Here is a 17,752-nt window from a genome sequence, read left to right as displayed (position 1 = left end):
GCGATGGACATACCAGTGCGCGCCGCCGAGGAGACCCCGCCGCCCGGATACGGCGAGCCCGACCGGCGGCGGTGGGCGGCCGAGCCGCCCAAGAACCGGGCCCGGGGGCCCTTCGAGCGGGACCGCGCCCGCGTCCTGCACAGTTTCGCGCTGCGGCGGCTGGCGGCCAAGACCCAGGTCGTGCAGCCCGGGGCGAGCGACTTCCCGCGGACCCGGCTGACGCACTCCCTGGAGTGCGCGCAGATCGGGCGGGAACTCGGCGCGGCCCTGGGGTGCGACCCCGACCTGGTCGAGGCCGCCTGCCTGGCGCACGACCTCGGCCACCCGCCGTTCGGGCACAACGGGGAGCGGGCGCTGGACGCCGCGGCCGCCGCCTGCGGCGGCTTCGAGGGCAACGCCCAGAGCCTGCGGCTGCTGACCCGGCTGGAGGGCAAGGTCGTCACCGGCGGCGGCCCGCCGCTCGGCCGCAGCGCCGGGCTCAACCTCACCCGGGCCACCCTCGACGCCACCCTCAAGTACCCCTGGCCGCGCGGGGGAGGGGGCCGGACCACGCACAAGTTCAACTGCTACCCCGACGACCTCCCGGTCTTCGAGTGGATCCGCGCCGAGGCGCCCGCCACCGACGGCCCCGAGCCGCCGGTCTGCTTCGAGGCGCAGGTCATGGACTGGTCCGACGACGTCGCCTACTCCGTGCACGACCTGGAGGACGCCCTCTACGCGGGCATGATCCGCCTGCCCGCGCTGCGCAGCCGCACCGAGCGCGCCCAGGTCTGCGCGATCGCCGCCGAGCTGTACTGCGACGCCGGAGCGGCCGAGCTGGAAGAGGTCTTCACCGACCTCCTGGCCGAGCCCTTCTGGCCGGCCGACTTCAGCGGCGACATCACCTCCCTCGCCGCCCTGAAGAACCTCACCAGCGAGCTGATCGGCCGCTTCTGCCGGTCGGCGGAGCGGGCCACCCGCGCCGACCACGGTGCCGAACCCATCACCCGCTACGCCGCCGACCTGGTCGTGCCGCGCCGAACCCTGCTGGAGTGCGCGCTGCTCAAGGCGCTCACCGCGCACTACGTGATGGCGCGCTCCGAGGCGGTGGCCTACCAGGCCCGCGAGCGCGAACTGATCGCCGAACTCGTGGCCGCCGTGCGGGTGGGCGCCCCGGCCACACTGGAGCCCGCGTTCCGCGCCGCCTACGAGCACGCCTCCGACGACGCGGCGGCGCTGCGGGTGGTCATCGACCAGGTGGCCTCGCTGACCGACACCTCGGCGCGGGCCTGGCACGAGCGGCTGGCGGGCTGAGCCGCCGGACCCCGCGGCGCGGCTAGTACGGCTGCGTCGCCACCGTCACCAGGATGACGCCCAGCAGCAGGAGCAGGACCACGGCGCCGGCGAGGGCGCCGCCGAGCACGTAGGGGTGCTGCTCGGCCCACGACAGGATGCCCGGGTAGCGCCGGGCCAGCTCCTTGGCGGTGACAGGGCGGTCGGGGCCGCTCACCGGCAGGCCCAGCGCGTGCACCAGCCGGTCGAGGTCGCGGGGGGCGTAGTGCATGCCGTACACCCGGATGAGCACGCGGCCGAAGGCGTCGAGCACGAACAGGTTGTGGTGCGGCCCTCCCCGGGGCGCGATGAGAGTGGCGCGCACCACCACCGCGGCGCGTGCGCGCGCCCGGCGCCGCGGGCGGCCCAGCCCCGTCACCACGATCTCGTGCGGGGTCAGCACAACGCTGGACCTGGCCATGTGGACGGCCCCCACCGCGACCACGCCGAGCAGCAGCACGGCGCCACCCAGCGCCACCTGCCAGCCCCCCTTGAGCCACAGGCCCGCGGTGCCGACCGCGGTGATCACCACGGCGCTGACGAGCATCGTCCGCAGGGTCGAGCGCGGGGGCCGCAGCACGAGGCTGTCGTCGGCGGTCAGCACGGGGGACACCGTCCTTTCATTCGACGTTCACGATAGTTCCCCGTCGAAGGAGCGGGATCAGCGGCGCCGGGGAAAGGGCCGGGCGGGCGGCGGCCCCTCCCCGGCGGCCCGGGGGCGGCCTGCTAGGCTGGCCGCCACGATCACGGCAGCACGCTCGGCGTGCCGGTACGAGGAGGTGAGCCCGATTCCCGCTGTACGGACAGGGCGCTCCCGCCCCGACGCCGTGCGGTCCGGCAGGCGGAACTGACGCCAGGGGCCGCCGGGGGAGTGCCTCCGGTCTCTTCTGGAAGGCTCCATCCGCGTCATGCCGACCCCTTTCCCGCCCCGTTCCACCCCTTCCGCCGCCGCTGCATCCCCCGCCGCATCCTCCGCGCCCGGGCCCGCTGACGTCGCGGCCGCCGCCGACCGGCTGCGCGCCGCCGGCTGCGTGTTCGCCGAGGACGAGGCGCGGCTGATCGCCGACGCCGCCCGCACCGCCGCCGACCTGCGCGCCATGGTCGAGCGGCGGGCCGCCGGACTCCCCCTGGAGCACGTGGTGGGGTGGGCGGAGTTCCACGGCCTGCGGATCCTGATGGACCCCGGGGTGTTCGTGCCCCGCCGCCGGACCGAGTTCCTGGTCGAGCGGGCCATCGCCGCCGCGGGCGAGCGCCCCGTCGTGGTGGACCTGTGCTGCGGCTCGGGCGCGCTGGGCGCGGCACTGGCCGCCGCGCGGCCCGGAGCCGAACTGCACGCCGCCGACATCGACCCCGCCGCCGTGCGGTGCGCCCGCCGCAACGTCGAATCCGTCGGCGGCAGCGTCCACTCCGGCGACCTCTTCGCGGCCCTGCCCGCCGGCCTGCGCGGCCGCGTGGACGTCCTGCTGGCCAACGTCCCCTACGTGCCGACCGGCGACATCCGCGTGCTCCCGGCGGAGGCCCGCGAGCACGAGGCGCGCGCCGCCCTGGACGGCGGCGCCGACGGCCTGGCCGTGCTGCGGCGGGTGTCGGCGCAGGCGCCGGACTGGCTGGCGCCGGGCGGGCGGATGTTCGTGGAGACGAGCGACCGCCAGGTGCCGTCGGCGCTGGCGATACTGCGCGGCGACGGCATGGCGGCCGAGGCGGAGACGTCAAAGGAGTACGCCGCCACGGTCGTCGTCGCGTCGCGTGCGAACCGCTAGACCGACGAGGACGTGCGCCACCGAACGGGGCTGACGGGGGCCACCGGCGCGGGGGACACGCCGGCGCGCCGCCGTTCGCCGGGCGGGCCCTGTGCCGGTGGCCGTGAAGGCGGTCTGGGGCGGCCTTGGCTCCCGCTTCCGGTTCCGGGCGCAACGGCCCCGCGCGTGCCGGTCCGCCCGCGGTGGCCGCCGCCGCCCTGGGCCGCCACCGCCCTGGACGTCCGGCGGCTGGGCGGCCGTGCGGGCGGCCCGGCCGCCCGGTTGACGGGCTGAGGGAGCCGCGGGCACCGGGGCGGGACGCGGGTCCGGGCGCGCGGGCGTCGGTCCAGGGGGCGGGCGGCGGCCCGCACGGCGCGCCCATGCCCTTCTCCGCGCTCCCGACCTGGGACAACGCCTTCGAGCCCGCGCCGGCCGCCGCGCCTCCCGGCCCCTCCGGCGCCCGGCGGCGCAGGGCCCGGGCTCGCGGCTCTCCGGCGGATGCGCGCCGCTCCACCCCTTGACCGATGTGAATGTGAGCGCTAACAATGTTGCTCACGTCACGTGGACGCCTCTCCGGTGTCACACTCATCGGGCTTCCTCCGGGTGCCCGCGACCCCTCAAGGACGGTGCGGAACATGTCGGTACCCGCTGGGCGCAGTCCGGTGATGGCGGACGTCGCGCGGCTGGCCGGGGTCTCGCACCAGACCGTGTCCCGGGTGCTCAACGGGCACCCCAACGTGCGCGCCGAGACCCAGGCGCGGGTCCAGGCCGCCATCGAGGAGCTGGGCTACCGCCGCAACTCCTCGGCGCGGGCGCTGGTCACCCGGCGCACCGGCGTCATCGGCGTCGTCGCCTTCGACACCATCCACTACGGCCCCGCCCAGACCCTCGCCGGCATCGAGCACGCCGCCCGCGCCGACGGGTACTTCCTCAGCGTCGTCACCCTGCAGACGGTCACCCCCGCGGCCGTGCGCGAGGCGATGGACTACCTCGCCCAGCAGTCGGTCGAGGGCTACGTCGTCATCGCGCCCAAGCGGGCCGTGGTCGAGGGCCTGGCCGACCAGCCCGCCGGCCGGCCGGTCGTGGCCGTGGAGGGCGGCGAGGCGCCCGACCTGCCGATGGTCTGCGTCGACCAGGTCGGCGGCGGCTACCTGGCCACCCGGCACCTGCTCGACCTCGGCCACCGCACGGTCCACCACGTCGGCGGCCCGCGCGACTGGCTGGAGGCCGAGGGCCGCATCGAGGGGTGGCGGCGCGCGCTGGAGGAGGCCGGGGCCGAGGTCCCCGAGCCCCACTTCGGCGACTGGCGCCCCCGGTCGGGCTACGACATCGGCGTGCGCCTGGCCCGCGACCCCGGTATCACCGCCGTCTTCGTGGCCAACGACCAGATGGCCCTGGGCACCCTGCGCGCGCTGGCCGAGGCGGGCGTGCGCGTGCCCGAGGACGTCAGCGTCGTCGGCTTCGACGACATCCCCGAGTCCGAGTTCTTCACCCCGCCCCTGACGACCGTGGCGCAGGACTTCACCGAGGTGGGCCGGCGCGGCATAGGACTGCTGATCGACCTGCTCAAGGAGCCCGGCGGCGCCACCGCCGAGCCCCCGGCGCGCCGCGTCGTGCCCGCCCGGCTGGTCATCCGCACCAGCACCGCTCCCGCCCGCCCCTGACCGCGCCGCCCACGCACCGAGCCCGAGCCCCGCCGAGCCGACCGCCCGCCACCGAGAACGCCGACCGCCGCCCCAGCGCCCGCTCCGGACCCCGTCCCGCCGACCGAGCACGCCGACCGCCTCCGACGCCCGCCCGCCGCGACCCGCCTGTCCGACCGCGACCCCGGCCCGTCCGCCCCCGGCCCCGTCCGACCCCTCACCCGGTCCGCCTCCGCGCTCGTCCGCCCCCGTCCACCCGCGCGACACAGCCCGCCCTCTCGCCCCCTGGAGCCCCCGTGACTCAGAATGTGAGCGCTAACAATTCCTCGGACGTCGTCATCGGCGTCGACTTCGGCACCCTTTCGGGCCGCGCCGTCGTCGTGCGGGTCAGCGACGGCGCCGAACTCGCCAGCGCGGTGCACACCTTCGAGCACGGCGTGGTCTCCACCGCCCTGCCCGGCGCCTCCAGCGTGGTCCTGCCCCCCGACACCGCGCTCCAGATCCCCGAGGACTACCGCGCCGTGCTCGGCAACGCCGTGCCCAAGGCGCTGGCCGCCGCCGGTGTGGCCCCCGAGCGCGTCATCGGGATCGGCACCGACTTCACCGCCTGCACGGTCCTGCCCACCACCGCCGACGGCACCCCGCTGTGCGAGCTGCCCGAGTTCGCCGACCGCCCGCACGCCTACCCCAAGCTGTGGAAGCACCACGCCGCCCAGCGCGAGGCCGACGACATCAACGCCCTCGCCCGCGAGCGCGGCGAGACCTGGCTGGCCCGCTACGGCGGCCGCATCTCCGCCGAATGGGAGTTCGCCAAGGGACTGCAGGTCCTGCGCGAGGACCCCGAGGTCTACGCCCGCGCCGACCGCTGGATCGAGGCCGCCGACTGGATCGTGTGGGAGCTGTGCGGCCGCGAGACCCGCAACGTCTGCACCGCCGGCTACAAGGGCATCCACCAGGACGGCGCCTGGCCCAGCCGCGACTACCTCGCCGCGCTCGACCCCCGCTTCGCCGGGTTCGCCGAGGACAAGATCGCCCACCCGCTGTCGCAGCTGGGCGCGCCCGCCGGCCGGCTCTCGGCCCGCGCCGCCGCACGCACCGGCCTTCCCGAGGGCATCACCGTGGCCGTGGGCAACGTCGACGCCCACGTCACCGCCGCCGCCGCGCAGACCGTGGAACCCGGCCGGATGCTGGCCGTGATGGGCACCAGCACCTGCCACGTCATGAACGCCGCGACCTTCGCCGAGGTCCCCGGCATGTGCGGCGCGGTCCTCGACGGCATCGTGCCCGGCCTGTGGGGCTACGAGGCCGGCCAGAGCGGTGTCGGCGACATCTTCGGCTGGCTGGCCGAGGGGTTCGTGCCCGCCTCCTACCAGCGCGAGGCCGACGACCTCGGTGTCTCCGTGCACGACCTGCTCTCCCGCAAGTCCGCCGACCAGCCCGTAGGCGGCCACGGGCTCGTCGCCCTGGACTGGCACAGCGGCAACCGCTCCGTCCTGGTCGACCACCACCTCTCCGGGGTGATCGCCGGGCTCACCCTTGCCACCCGGCCCGAGGAGGTGTACCGCGCGCTGGTGGAGTCCACCGCCTTCGGCACCCGCACCATCCTCGACGCCTTCGCCGCCTCGGGCGTGCCCGTCACGGAGTTCACCGTGGCCGGCGGGCTCAAGCGCAACGCCTTCGTGCTCCAGATCTACGCCGACGTGCTCAACCGCCCCCTGCACGTGACCGACTCCGACCAGGCGCCCGCCCTGGGGTCGGCCATCCACGCCGCCGTGGCCGCCGGCGCCTACCCCGACATCCGCGCCGCCTCGGCCGCCATGGGCGGCGCCACCCGCGACGCGGTGCTGCCCGACCCCGGGCGCGCCGCCGCCTACGACGGCCTCTACGCCGTCTACACCGAGCTGCACGACCACTTCGGGCGCGGCGGCAGCGACGCGCTGCACCGCCTGCGCGCCATCCGCAACCAGAGCCTGACCCGGTGAAGGACGCCATGACCGCACTCCCCGCCCGCCACGCCGACGCGGCCGCCCGCCTGCGCCGCGAGGTCTGCGCGCTGCACGCCGAACTCGTCCGCTGGAACCTGGTCACCTGGACCAGCGGCAACATCTCCGCCCGGGTGCCCGGGGCCGACCTCATGGTGATCAAGCCCAGCGGTGTCACCTACGACGACCTCACCCCGGAGTCCATGGTGGTGTGCGACCTGCACGGCACCGTGGTGGAGGGCGCGCACGCCCCCTCCAGCGACACCGGCGCCCACGCCTACGTCTACCGGGCCATGCCCGAGGTCGGCGCGGTGGTGCACACCCACAGCACCTACGCCACCGCCTGGGCCGCCCGGGGCGAGCCGATCCCCTGCGCCATCACCGCGATGGCCGACGAGTTCGGCGCCGACATCCCGGTGGGCCCCTTCGCCCTCATCGGCGGCGACGACATCGGCAAGGGCATCGCCGCGACCCTGGCCGGCCACCGCTCCCCGGCGGTGCTCATGCGCGGCCACGGCGTGTTCACCGTCGGCAGGGACGCCAAGGCCGCCGTCAAGGCCGCGGTGATGTGCGAGGACGTCGCGCGCACCGTACACCTGGCGCGCGAGCACGGTCCCGTCGAGCGCCTGCCCCAGCACCACATCGACGCCCTCTACGACCGCTACCAGAACGTCTACGGCCAGCGCGGCCCGCGCCAGGAAGAAGGAGCCGACTCGTGAGCGAACGCCTCCCCAGCATCGGGATCCTCGGCATCATGCAGCCCCTCTACGACGACATGATCCCGGGCATCACCGAGCGCCAGGCCGGGTACGCGCGCGCCATCGCCGAGAGCCTCGCCGACGTCGCGGACTGCGTGGTCGGCGAGCCGGTGCGGGGCCGCGCCGACGCCGAGCGGGCCATGCGCGCCTTCGAGAACGACGACCTCGACGGCGTCCTGGTCGTGATGCTCACCTACGGCCCGTCCCTGCGCGTCACCCGGGTGCTGCACGAGGCGCGGCTGCCGCTGTGCCTGGCCAACATCCAGCCCGACCCCGTGGTCACCCCCGAGTGGGACATGGCCGACATGACCTACAACCAGGGCATCCACGGCGCCCAGGACACCGCCAACGCCATGGTCCGCGCCGGCCGGGCCTTCACCGTGGTCACCGAGGAGTGGCCGGGGGAGGCCTTCCGCGAGCGCGTGGGCCGCTGGGCGCGCGCCGCCCGCGCCGTCACCGCCTGGAAGCGGCTGCGGGTGGGGATCTTCGGCTACGCCATGAACGGCATGGGCGACGCCCGCTTCGACGAGACCGCCTGGGCGCGCAAGCTCGGCCCCGAGGTCGAGGTCATCGCGCCGGGCGCGCTGCACCGGGCGATGGGCGCCCTGCCCGAGGCGGCCGTGGCCGAGCTCATGGCCGAGGAGGACGAGCGGTTCGCCGTGGACGAGCGGCTGTCCAAGGAGGAGCGCGAGGACCACGCCCGCATGCAGCTGGCCATCGAGCAGCTGCTGACCGAGCGCGGCTGCGGCGCCTACTCCACCCACTTCGACGCCATCGGCGAGGACGGCCGGTTCGCCCGGCTGCCGATGGCCGCGGCCTCCAGCCTCATGGCCAAGGGCTACGGGTTCGCCGGCGAGGGAGACGCGCTGGCCGCCTCCATCGTCTACGCCGGGCACCGGCTCGCCGGCGACGGCCACTTCACCGAGATGTACGCCATGGACTTCCCGACCGACTCCATCCTCATGAGCCACATGGGGGAGGGCAACTGGAAGGTCGCCCGCCGCGACGAGCCCGTCCGGCTGATCAAGCGCCCCCTGGGCATCGGCGGCCTGGACGACCCGCCCACGCTGCTGTTCCGCATCCAGCCCGGCCCCGCCACCCTCGCCTCGCTGGTGGCGCTGGGCGGCGAGCGGTTCCGGCTGGTCGTGGCCGAGGGCGAGGTCCTGGACGCCCAGGAGCTGCCCGCCCTGGAGATGCCCTACGGGCAGTTCCGCCCCGACTCCGGGATCCGCGGGTGCATGGACGCCTGGCTGCGGGCCGGCGGCACCCACCACATGGTCATGAACCTGGGCCGCACCGCCGCCGACTGGGCGGTCTTCTGCGAGCTGGCCGGAATCGAGTACGTGCGGGTCTGAGGGCCCCTGACGCGGGCGGCCCGGCCCCGGCCCCCGGCCCGGCCGCCCGCCTCCACCGCCCCCACCCACGCCGCCACCACCCCGTCACCGCGACCGCCTCGACCGCACCGCGCGCCGCACCGGCCGCGCCCACCGACCACCGGCCGGGCACCCCGTCAGCCCGGCCGCGCGCCCCGCGCCGCCGGCGCCCGGCGCACCGCCCGCGGCCCTCGGGGGAGGCCGCGGCGCGGGCAACGCAGAGGAGCCGCCATGCGCACCACCCACCCCACCCCGCCCCCCGCACCGGGCCGCCGGGCCTTCCTCGCCGGCGGGCTGGCCGCCCTCGGCCTGGGCCTGGCCGGCTGCGGCCCGGCCGACACGGTCCTCAGCGGCCGGCGGCGCCTGCGCCAGTGGAACCTGTTCACCGGCGGCGACGGCGCCCGCATGGTGCAGATGCACGACGCCTACCGGCGCGAGCACCCCGACATCGACTTCGAGCCCGCCACCTTCCTGTGGGGCAACCCCTTCTACACCAAGTTCGCCATGGGCGCCGCCGGCGGGCGCGCCTTCGACATCGCGACCCTGCACGTCTCGCGCATCCGCGGCATGGGCGCGGGCACCCTCATCGACCCCGTGCCCACCGACCTGCTCGCCGAGCACGGCATCACCCGCGACACCGTGCTGGCCAACGTGTGGGACAAGTGCGTGGTCGACGGCGAGCTGTACGCGATCCCGCTGGACACCCACCTGGTCGTCACCTACTACAACCGCGAGGTCTGCGAGCGGGCCGGGGTGCTGGAGCCCGACGGCACGCTCGTGACCACCAGCGGCGAGGAGGAGTTCCTCGACGTCCTGGCGGCGGTCAAGGAGGCCACCGGCCAGTACGGGATCGCCATGGACACCACCCAGCCCTGGCGGCAGTTCTGGTCGCTGTACCGCCAACTGGGCGGCGAGATGTCCTTCGACGGCGACCTGCGCCTCGACGACGACAAGGCGCTGCGCAGCCTGGACTTCCTGCGCCGGGTCTCGGAGGAGGGCCTGGCGCCCCAGGCGTCCGACGCCCCGGGCACCCCCGCCAACTTCCAGAACGGCATCTGCGGCCTGATGTGGGCGGGCAACTGGGAGATCGCCACGTTCGCCGACGCCGGCATGGACTTCGGCATGCGGCCCTTCCCCGACATCTACGGCGCGGAACTGGGCCAGGGCGACTCCCACTGCTTCGTGCTCCCGCACCGCCGCGTGCCCGACGACGCGGCCGTGGCCGCCGCCGTGGGCTATGCCGCCTGGATGCTCAAGCACAGCATCACCTGGGCCGGCGGCGGCCACACCCCCGCCTACCTGCCGGTCACCCGCGGCGACGACTACGCCGCCCTGGAGCCGCAGTCGGAGTACCGGCACGCCGCGGCGGACGTGCAGTTCGACCCCGAGGCGTGGTTCAGCGGCTCGGCCGCGCCCCTGCAGAACGAGGCCAGCGCGGTCCTGAGCGGCGTGCACAACGGCTCGGTGACCCCCGAGGCCGCCCTGGAGCGGTTCAAGGCCGCCGCGCGCAAGCTCATCGACACCCCTGAACCGGTGTGACCGTGACCGCCCCACCGACCCCCTCGGAGCCTGAGATGTCCTCGCCCACCGCGACCGCCCGCGCCGCCGGCGCGCCGGCCGCCGCGCCCGCGCGCCGGTCCGGCCCCTCCGCGCGCGCCGCCCGCCCCGGGCGGCGCCGCTCCTCCCTGGCCGGGCTCTGGTTCGTCCTGCCCTTCGCCGCCCTGTTCGCCGTCTTCCTGGTGTGGCCCGTGCTGGCCGGGCTGTGGGCGAGCTTCACCGACCGGAGCCTGGCGAGTCCCGGCGCGGAGTTCGTCGGCCTCGCCAACTGGCGGGAGATGCTGGGCGACTCCGCGGTGTGGCAGTCGCTGTGGACCACCCTGGTGTTCACCGCCATCAGCACCCCGCCGCTGGTGGCGATCGCCCTGGCCATGGCGCTGCTGACCAACCGCGCCGCCGCCGGCCTGGGCTGGTTCCTGCGGCTGTCCTACTTCGCGCCGTTCCTGCTTCCGGTGGCCGTGGTCGCGCTCATCTGGGAGTGGATGTACCAGCCCGGGTTCGGCATGGTCAACGGCCTGCTCACCGCCGCAGGACTGGCCGAGGTCGCCTGGCTGACCGACGAGAACACCGTGCTGGCGGCCATCGCCGTCACCACGGTGTGGTGGACGGTCGGGTTCAACTTCCTGCTCTACCTGGCCGCGCTCCAGGGGATCCCCGCCTACGTCTACGAGGCGGCCGCGCTCGACGGCGCCGGCGCCTGGCAGCGGTTCTTGCGGATCACCCTGCCGCTCCTGCGCCGCACCACCGGGCTGATCGTGCTGCTGCAGATCGTGGCCTCGCTCAAGCTGTTCGACCAGGCCTACATCATGACCAACGGCTCGGGCGGGCCCGGCTACGCCGCCCGGCCCGCCATCGGCTACATCTTCGAGGCCGGGTTCACCGGCCTGCGGATCGGCTACGCCTCCGCCATCTCCTACCTGCTGTTCGCGGTGATCGCCGTGGTCTCCCTCGTCCAGTTCCGCCTGTTCTCGCGAAAGGGGGAGACGGCATGAGCGCCGCGATCCGCACCCCCCGCCCGCCGGCCGCGCCGGGGCGCCCCGCACCCGCCGCCGCGCGGCCCCGGCGCCTGCCCCGGCCCACCCCCGGCGGGGTGCTCGCCGCCGTGCTGGGGGTCTTCCTGGCGGTGGTGTGGCTGATGCCGCTGGTGTGGGCGGTGCTGACCTCGCTCAAGCCCGAGGCCGAGACCACCGCCGTGCCGCTGCGCTGGCTGCCGCTGGAGCCCACCTTCGCCGCCTACCAGGCGGTGATCGAGCGCGGCGACCTCCAGCGCTGGCTGCTCAACAGCGTGGTGGTGTCCGTGCTGGTCACCGCGCTGACGCTGGTGGTGTGCGTGCTGGCCGCCTACGCCTGCTCCAAGACGGAGTTCCCCGGCCGCTCCTGGCTGTTCGCGCTGTTCGTCGCGGGCATCCTGGTGCCGCCCCAGGCGCTGATCGTCCCGCTGTTCGACCAGATGAGCGTGCTGGGCATGGTCGACACCTACTGGGGCGTGGCCCTGCCGCAGGTGGTGGCGCCGGTGATGGTGTTCATCCTCAAGCGGTTCTTCGACGCCATCCCGCGCGACTACGAGGAGGCGGCCCGCCTCGACGGCGCCGGGCACCTGCGGGTGCTGTGGAGCGTCGTGGTGCCGATGTCGGGCCCGGTCCTCGCCGCCGTGGGGATCTTCACCTTCGTCCAGGCCTGGAACAACTTCCTGTGGCCCTTCGTGGCCACGGCCGACCCCGCCCTGATGACCGTGCCCGTGGGCCTGGGCACCGTCCAGGGCTCCTACGGCATCCAGTACGCCCAGGAGATGGCCGCCGCCGTGCTCGGCGCGCTGCCGCTGATCGCCGTGTTCCTGCTCTTCCAGCGCCACGTGGTGCGCGGCGTCACCGACGCCGGGCTCAAGTGAGGCGCCCCCGACCTCGACCGTGCCCCCGTTCACGACAAGAGGAGTCCCCCACATGTCCACCACCGTGCCGGCCACCGGGCGCGCCGCCGCGCCCTCCACCCCACCGCCGCCCCGCCCGCGCGGCGGCCTCCTCGCCCGGGCGGCGGCCCTGGGCGCCGCGGCCCTGATGGTGCTGACGGCCGCGCCGGCCGCAGCCGAGACCGCCGCGCCCGCCGCGCCCGCCATGGCCCCCACCAACGTCGCCGTGCACGACCCCGCCCTGGTGACCGGCGGCGGCCGCGACTGGTACGTCTTCGGCACCGGCGACGCCGCCGTGGCCGACGGCAACATCACCGTCCACCGCTCGTCCAACGGCACCGACTGGCGCCCGGCCGGGCACGTGTGGACCACCAAGCCCGCCTGGCTGGCCCGCGAGGTGCCCGGGGTGACCAACCTGTGGGCGCCCGAGGTCTACGAGAACGACGGCACCTACTACCTCTACTACTCCGCCTCCACCTTCGGGTCCAACCGCTCGGTGATCGGGCTGGCCACCAACACCACGCTGGACCCCTCCGACCCCGACTACCGGTGGGTCGACCGCGGCAAGGTCTACGAGAGCACCACCTCCAGCGACTTCAACGCCATCGACCCCGGGATCGTCGAGGACGCCTCGGGCACCCCGTGGATGGCGTTCGGGTCGTTCTGGAGCGGCATCCGCATGGTGCGCCTGGAGTGGCCCAGCGGCAAGCCCGCCGCCGGGCAGGGCGCGCCGCTGCGGCTGGCCGCCGGGCAGCCCAACGGCAACGCCATCGAGGCGCCCTACATCGTCCACCGCGCCGGCTACTACTACCTGTTCGTCTCGCTGGGCCGGTGCTGCGCCGGCCTGGACAGCACCTACCGCATCGCCGTGGGGCGCTCCACCAGCGTCACCGGCCCCTACGTCGACCGCGCCGGCACGCCCATGCTCCAGGGCGGCGGCACCGTCATCCGCGCCGCGCGCGGCGACTCCGTGGCCGCGGGCGGCCAGTCGCTGTCGCTGAGCCGGATGGCCTACCACTCCTACGGCCCCTACGGCACGCCCGGCGACTTCCGCCTGGAGATCGACCAGATCGGCTGGTCCGGCGGCTGGCCCGCGCCCATGGGCTGACCGCCCGCCACCGGGGCGCCCGGCGCACCCGCGCCGGGCGCCGCACCGACCGCACCGCCACCCACGACCGCCCGGCACCGACCGCACCGCCACCGCACCCAGGGGGAGCAGAGCCCATGCTGACCGCGTCGATGACCCTCGACCCCGCCTTCCGCGTCGCGCCCGTCCACCGCCGCACCTTCGGCTCGTTCGTCGAGCACATGGGCCGCTGCGTCTACACCGGCATCTACGAGCCCGGCCACCCCGCCGCCGACGCCGACGGGTTCCGCACCGACGTGGCCGCCCTCGTCCGCGAACTGGGCGTGACCACCGTGCGCTACCCCGGCGGCAACTTCGTCTCCGGCTACCGCTGGGAGGACGGGGTGGGCCCCAAGGCCGAGCGGCCCGTGCGCCGCGACCTGGCCTGGCACAGCACCGAGACCAACCAGTTCGGCCTGGACGAGTTCATCACCTGGACCCGCACGCTGGGCATCGAGCCGATGATGGCGGTCAACCTGGGCACCCGCGGCCTCCAGGAGGCCCTGGACCTGCTGGAGTACGCCAACCACCCCGGCGGCACCGCGCTGTCGGACCGGCGCGCCGCCAACGGCCACCCCCAGCCGCACGCCGTCCGCATGTGGTGCCTGGGCAACGAGATGGACGGCCCCTGGCAGATCGGCCACAAGACCGCCCGCGAGTACGGGCGGCTGGCCGCCGAGGTCGCCCGCGCCATGCGCATGAGCGACCCCGGCCTGGAGCTCGTGGCCTGCGGCAGCTCCGGGTCGTCCATGCCCACCTTCGGCGCCTGGGAGGCCGAGGTACTGGAGGAGACCTACGACCTGGTCGACTACATCTCCCTGCACGCCTACTACGAGGAGCACGACGGCGACCTCGCCAGCTTCCTGGCCTCGGCGACCGACATGGACCACTTCATCGAGTCGGTCGTGGCCACCGCCGACGCGGTGCGCGCGCGGCTGGGCGCCACCAAGCGCGTCAACCTCTCCTTCGACGAGTGGAACGTGTGGTACCTCAGCCGCCACCAGGCCGCCGAGCCCCGCACCGACTGGCCGGTGGCGCCGCGCGTCATCGAGGACCGCTACCACCTCGCCGACGCGGTGGTGGTGGGCGGCCTGCTGATCTCGCTGCTGCGGCACAGCGACCGGGTGACCGCCGCCAGCCTCGCCCAGCTCGTCAACGTCATCGCGCCCATCATGACCGAGCCCGGCGGCCCCGCCTGGCGCCAGACCACCTTCCACCCCTTCGCCCTGACCGCCGCCACCGCCGCCGGCACCGTGCTGCGCGTGGAGCCCGAGAGCCCGGTGCGCGAGACCGCCCGCTACGGCGCGGTGCCCGTCGTCGACGCCGTGGCCACCCACGACCCCGAGCACGGCCGCGCCGCCGTCTTCGTCGTCAACCGCGCCGTGGACGAGCCCGTGACCCTGCACGTCGACCTGCGCGGGCTGGCGGCCGAGCGCGTCGTCTCCTGCCGCACCCTGCACGACGACGACGTCTACGCCGCCAACACCGCCGAGCACCCCGACCGCGTGACGCCCGCGGAGAACAAGGACACGGCCCTGGACGGCGGCCGGCTGAGCGTGGTGCTGCCCCCCGTCTCCTGGACGGTCCTCACCCTGGAGGTCCCGCGCGCCTGACCCCGGCCCGCCCCGCGGACGCCGGCCCCCGCCGTCACCCCTTCACCCACCCCCCATCCGGAAACGAAGGTGACCACGATGAAGCGCACCCCCGCCGCCCTCGCGGCGGCACTGTCCCTGGTCATGGCGCTGCTGCTGAGCGCCTGCGGCGGCGTCGGCGACGCCGCCCGGCCCGAAGGCGAGAACGGCACCATCGGCATCGCCATGCCCACCAAGTCCTCCGACCGCTGGGTCGCCGACGGCCAGAACATGGTCCGGCTGTTCGAGGAGGCCGGCTACGCCACCGACCTGCAGTACGCCGAGGACGTGGTCGAGGACCAGGTCTCCCAGATCGAGAACATGATCACGCGCGGGGTGGACGCCCTGGTGATCGCCGCCATCGACGGCGAGGCGCTGACCGACACCCTGCAGATGGCCGCCGACAGCGACATCCCCGTCATCGCCTACGACCGCCTCATCAACGGCAGCGAGCACGTCGACTACTACGCCACGTTCGACAACTTCCAGGTCGGCGTGCTCCAGGGCGAGTACATCGAGCAGGCCCTGGACCTGGAGAACGAGGAGGGCCCGTTCAGCATCGAGCTGTTCGGCGGCTCACCCGACGACAACAACGCCTACTTCTTCTACGACGGCGCGATGTCGGTGCTCCAGCCCTACATCGACGAGGGCGTGCTGGAGGTCCGCAGCGGCCAGACCGAGATGGACCAGATCGCCACGATGCGCTGGAGCGGGTCCGCCGCCCAGGCGCGCATGGACAACCTGCTCAGCTCCCACTACTCCGACGAGGAGGTCGACGCCGTCCTCTCGCCCTACGACGGCATCAGCATCGGCGTCATCTCCTCGCTGAAGGCGGTCGGCTACGGCACCGAGGAGCGGCCGCTGCCCGTGATCACCGGCCAGGACGCCGAGGTGGCCTCGGTCAAGTCGATCATCGCCGGCGAGCAGACCCAGACCGTCTTCAAGGACACCCGCGAACTGGCCGAGGTCGCGGTGGCCATGACCGACGCCGTGGTCCGGGGCGAGGAGCCCGAGGTCAACGACACCGAAAGCTACGACAACGGCGTCAAGGTCGTGCCCGCCTACCTCATCGAGCCGGTGTCGGTGGACGCCGACAACTACGAGGAGGAACTCGTCGGCAGCGGCTACTACGAGGCGTCGGAGCTGGAGTGACGCGGAGGCGGTGGTGGCTGTGCCGAGGGAGACTGCCATGGACGACCTGATCCTGCACATGCGCGGCATCTTTAAGGAGTTCCCCGGCGTCAAGGCGCTGGACGGCGTGGACCTGCGGGTGCGGCGCGGCGAGATCCACGCCCTGATGGGCGAGAACGGCGCCGGCAAGTCGACGCTGATGAAGGTGCTCAGCGGGGTCTACCCGCGCGGCTCCTACACCGGCGACATCCTCGTCGACGGCGAGGTGCGGGCGTTCTCCGGCATCCGCGACAGCGAGCGCGCCGGGATCGCGATCATCCACCAGGAGCTGGCGCTGGTGCCGGAGCTGTCGGTCGCCGAGAACATCTTCCTGGGCAACGAGCGCACGCGGGGGTTCGGCCTCATCGACTGGGGCCGGACCGCCGCGGCGGCCCGGGACCTGCTGCGCCGGGTCGGCCTGGAGGAGGACCCCACCGCGCCGGTCGCCGCGCTCAGCGTCGGCCGGCGCCAGCTGGTGGAGATCGCCAAGGCGCTGTCCAAACGGGTGCGGCTGCTGATCCTGGACGAGCCGACCTCGGCGCTCAACGAGACCGAGAGCGACAACCTGCTCGCCCTGCTGCTGGAGCTGAAGGCGCAGGGCATCACCTCCATCCTGATCTCGCACAAGCTCGGCGAGGTCACCCGGGTCGCCGACACCATCACGGTGCTGCGCGACGGGCGCACGGTCGAGACCCTGCCGATGGCCGGGGGCGGCGTGGACGAGGACCGCGTCATCCGCGCGATGGTCGGCCGCGACCTCGACCACCGCTACCCGCCGCGCACCGCCGAGATCGGCCCCGTCCGGTTCACCGTGACCGGCTGGACCGTGGACCACCCCACCCAGGTGGGCCGGCGGGTGGTCGACGGCGCCTCCCTGGAGATCCGCCGGGGCGAGATCGTGGGCCTGGCCGGGCTGATGGGAGCCGGGCGCACCGAGCTGGCGATGAGCGTGTTCGGGCGCTCCTACGGCCGCTACGTGTCGGGCACCGTCCACAAGGACGGGCGCCCCCTGCGGGTGCGCGACGTCGGCGACGCCATCGCCGGCGGCATCGCCTACGTGCCCGAGGACCGCAAGGAGCTGGGGCTCATCCTGGACGACGACATCCGCCGCAACCTGACCCTGGCCGCGCTGGGCCGGATCAGCCGGGGGACCGTCATCGACCCGGCCCGCGAGGCCGTGGCCGCCGCCGAGATGAGCCGGAGCATGCGGGTCAAGAGCAGCGGCGTGCTCCAGACCACGGGCGAGCTGAGCGGCGGCAACCAGCAGAAGGTCGTGCTGGGCAAGTGGATGTTCGCCGAGCCCGACCTGCTCATCCTGGACGAGCCCACGCGCGGCATCGACGTCGGCGCCAAGTACGAGATCTACCTGATCGTGCGGCGCCTGGCGGCCGAGGGCGCGTGCGTGCTGCTCATCTCCTCGGAGCTGCCCGAGCTGCTGGGCATGTGCGACCGGATCTACGCCATGTGCGCCGGGCGCATCACCGGCCAGCTGCCCGGCCCCGAGGCCGACCAGGAGTCCCTGATGAAGCTGATGACCCAGACGAGGGCGTGACGAG

14 protein-coding genes are annotated in these 17,752 nt (G+C 74.4%); 13 read left to right on the top strand and 1 reads right to left on the bottom strand.

The window, feature by feature from the left end:
* Window positions 1-3 precede the first annotated feature (3 nt).
* A complete protein-coding gene (locus HNR12_RS08205; RefSeq protein WP_179766920.1) occupies window positions 4-1,293 on the top strand; it encodes a deoxyguanosinetriphosphate triphosphohydrolase in 1,290 nt (429 codons plus the stop codon).
* Window positions 1,294-1,315: 22 nt separating this feature from the next.
* Here the strand turns inward: HNR12_RS08205 and HNR12_RS08200 are convergent, their stop codons facing one another.
* A complete protein-coding gene (locus HNR12_RS08200) occupies window positions 1,316-1,924 on the bottom strand; it encodes a hypothetical protein (RefSeq protein WP_179766919.1) in 609 nt (202 codons plus the stop codon).
* A 295-nt stretch (window positions 1,925-2,219) separates the two neighbouring features.
* Between HNR12_RS08200 and HNR12_RS08195 the strand changes: the two genes are divergently transcribed.
* The 12 genes from HNR12_RS08195 to HNR12_RS08140 all read left to right on the top strand — a co-directional run bounded on the left by HNR12_RS08195 (window position 2,220) and on the right by HNR12_RS08140 (window position 17,748).
* On the top strand, window positions 2,220-3,071 hold the full coding sequence (locus tag HNR12_RS08195; RefSeq protein WP_179766918.1) for a putative protein N(5)-glutamine methyltransferase: 852 nt from the start codon (window positions 2,220-2,222) through the stop codon (window positions 3,069-3,071).
* 644 nt (window positions 3,072-3,715) lie between these two features.
* Window positions 3,716-4,714, top strand: coding sequence for a LacI family DNA-binding transcriptional regulator (locus HNR12_RS08190; RefSeq protein ID WP_246425033.1), 999 nt, complete (start codon window positions 3,716-3,718; stop codon window positions 4,712-4,714).
* 287 nt (window positions 4,715-5,001) lie between these two features.
* Window positions 5,002-6,675 (top strand): ribulokinase, encoded by a 1,674-nt coding sequence (gene araB / locus HNR12_RS08185; RefSeq protein ID WP_308118396.1) that lies wholly within the window; start codon window positions 5,002-5,004, stop codon window positions 6,673-6,675.
* An 8-nt stretch (window positions 6,676-6,683) separates the two neighbouring features.
* Window positions 6,684-7,394, top strand: a complete 711-nt coding sequence (locus HNR12_RS08180; protein WP_179766915.1) for an L-ribulose-5-phosphate 4-epimerase — start codon at window positions 6,684-6,686, stop codon at window positions 7,392-7,394.
* A gap of 35 nt (window positions 7,395-7,429) precedes the next feature.
* On the top strand, window positions 7,430-8,788 hold the full coding sequence (locus tag HNR12_RS08175; protein WP_218902421.1) for an L-fucose/L-arabinose isomerase family protein: 1,359 nt from the start codon (window positions 7,430-7,432) through the stop codon (window positions 8,786-8,788).
* Window positions 8,789-9,037: 249 nt separating this feature from the next.
* Window positions 9,038-10,345, top strand: a complete 1,308-nt coding sequence (locus HNR12_RS08170; RefSeq protein WP_179766913.1) for an ABC transporter substrate-binding protein — start codon at window positions 9,038-9,040, stop codon at window positions 10,343-10,345.
* A 35-nt stretch (window positions 10,346-10,380) separates the two neighbouring features.
* Entirely contained in the window at window positions 10,381-11,355 is a 975-nt protein-coding gene (locus HNR12_RS08165; RefSeq protein ID WP_179766912.1) for a carbohydrate ABC transporter permease, read from the top strand.
* Entirely contained in the window at window positions 11,352-12,251 is a 900-nt protein-coding gene (locus HNR12_RS08160) for a carbohydrate ABC transporter permease (RefSeq protein ID WP_179766911.1), read from the top strand. Before HNR12_RS08165 ends, HNR12_RS08160 begins: the two co-directional genes overlap by 4 nt.
* Before the next feature lie 52 nt (window positions 12,252-12,303).
* Entirely contained in the window at window positions 12,304-13,377 is a 1,074-nt protein-coding gene (locus HNR12_RS08155; RefSeq protein WP_179766910.1) for an arabinan endo-1,5-alpha-L-arabinosidase, read from the top strand.
* A gap of 116 nt (window positions 13,378-13,493) precedes the next feature.
* Window positions 13,494-15,008 carry an arabinosylfuranosidase ArfA gene (gene arfA, locus HNR12_RS08150; RefSeq protein WP_179766909.1) on the top strand — a complete coding sequence of 505 codons (1,515 nt, stop codon included), beginning with the start codon at window positions 13,494-13,496 and terminating at the stop codon, window positions 15,006-15,008.
* Window positions 15,009-15,086: 78 nt separating this feature from the next.
* A complete protein-coding gene (chvE, locus tag HNR12_RS08145; protein ID WP_179766908.1) occupies window positions 15,087-16,178 on the top strand; it encodes a multiple monosaccharide ABC transporter substrate-binding protein in 1,092 nt (363 codons plus the stop codon).
* A gap of 37 nt (window positions 16,179-16,215) precedes the next feature.
* Window positions 16,216-17,748 carry a sugar ABC transporter ATP-binding protein gene (locus HNR12_RS08140; RefSeq protein WP_218901892.1) on the top strand — a complete coding sequence of 511 codons (1,533 nt, stop codon included), beginning with the start codon at window positions 16,216-16,218 and terminating at the stop codon, window positions 17,746-17,748.
* The last annotated feature ends 4 nt before the right edge of the window (window positions 17,749-17,752 follow it).

Source organism: Streptomonospora nanhaiensis (assembly GCF_013410565.1).
GTDB classification, from domain to species: Bacteria; Actinomycetota; Actinomycetes; order Streptosporangiales; family Streptosporangiaceae; genus Streptomonospora; species Streptomonospora nanhaiensis.
Note: the sequence above shows the minus strand (reverse complement) of the source record. Positions and strands in the feature narration are given on the sequence as shown.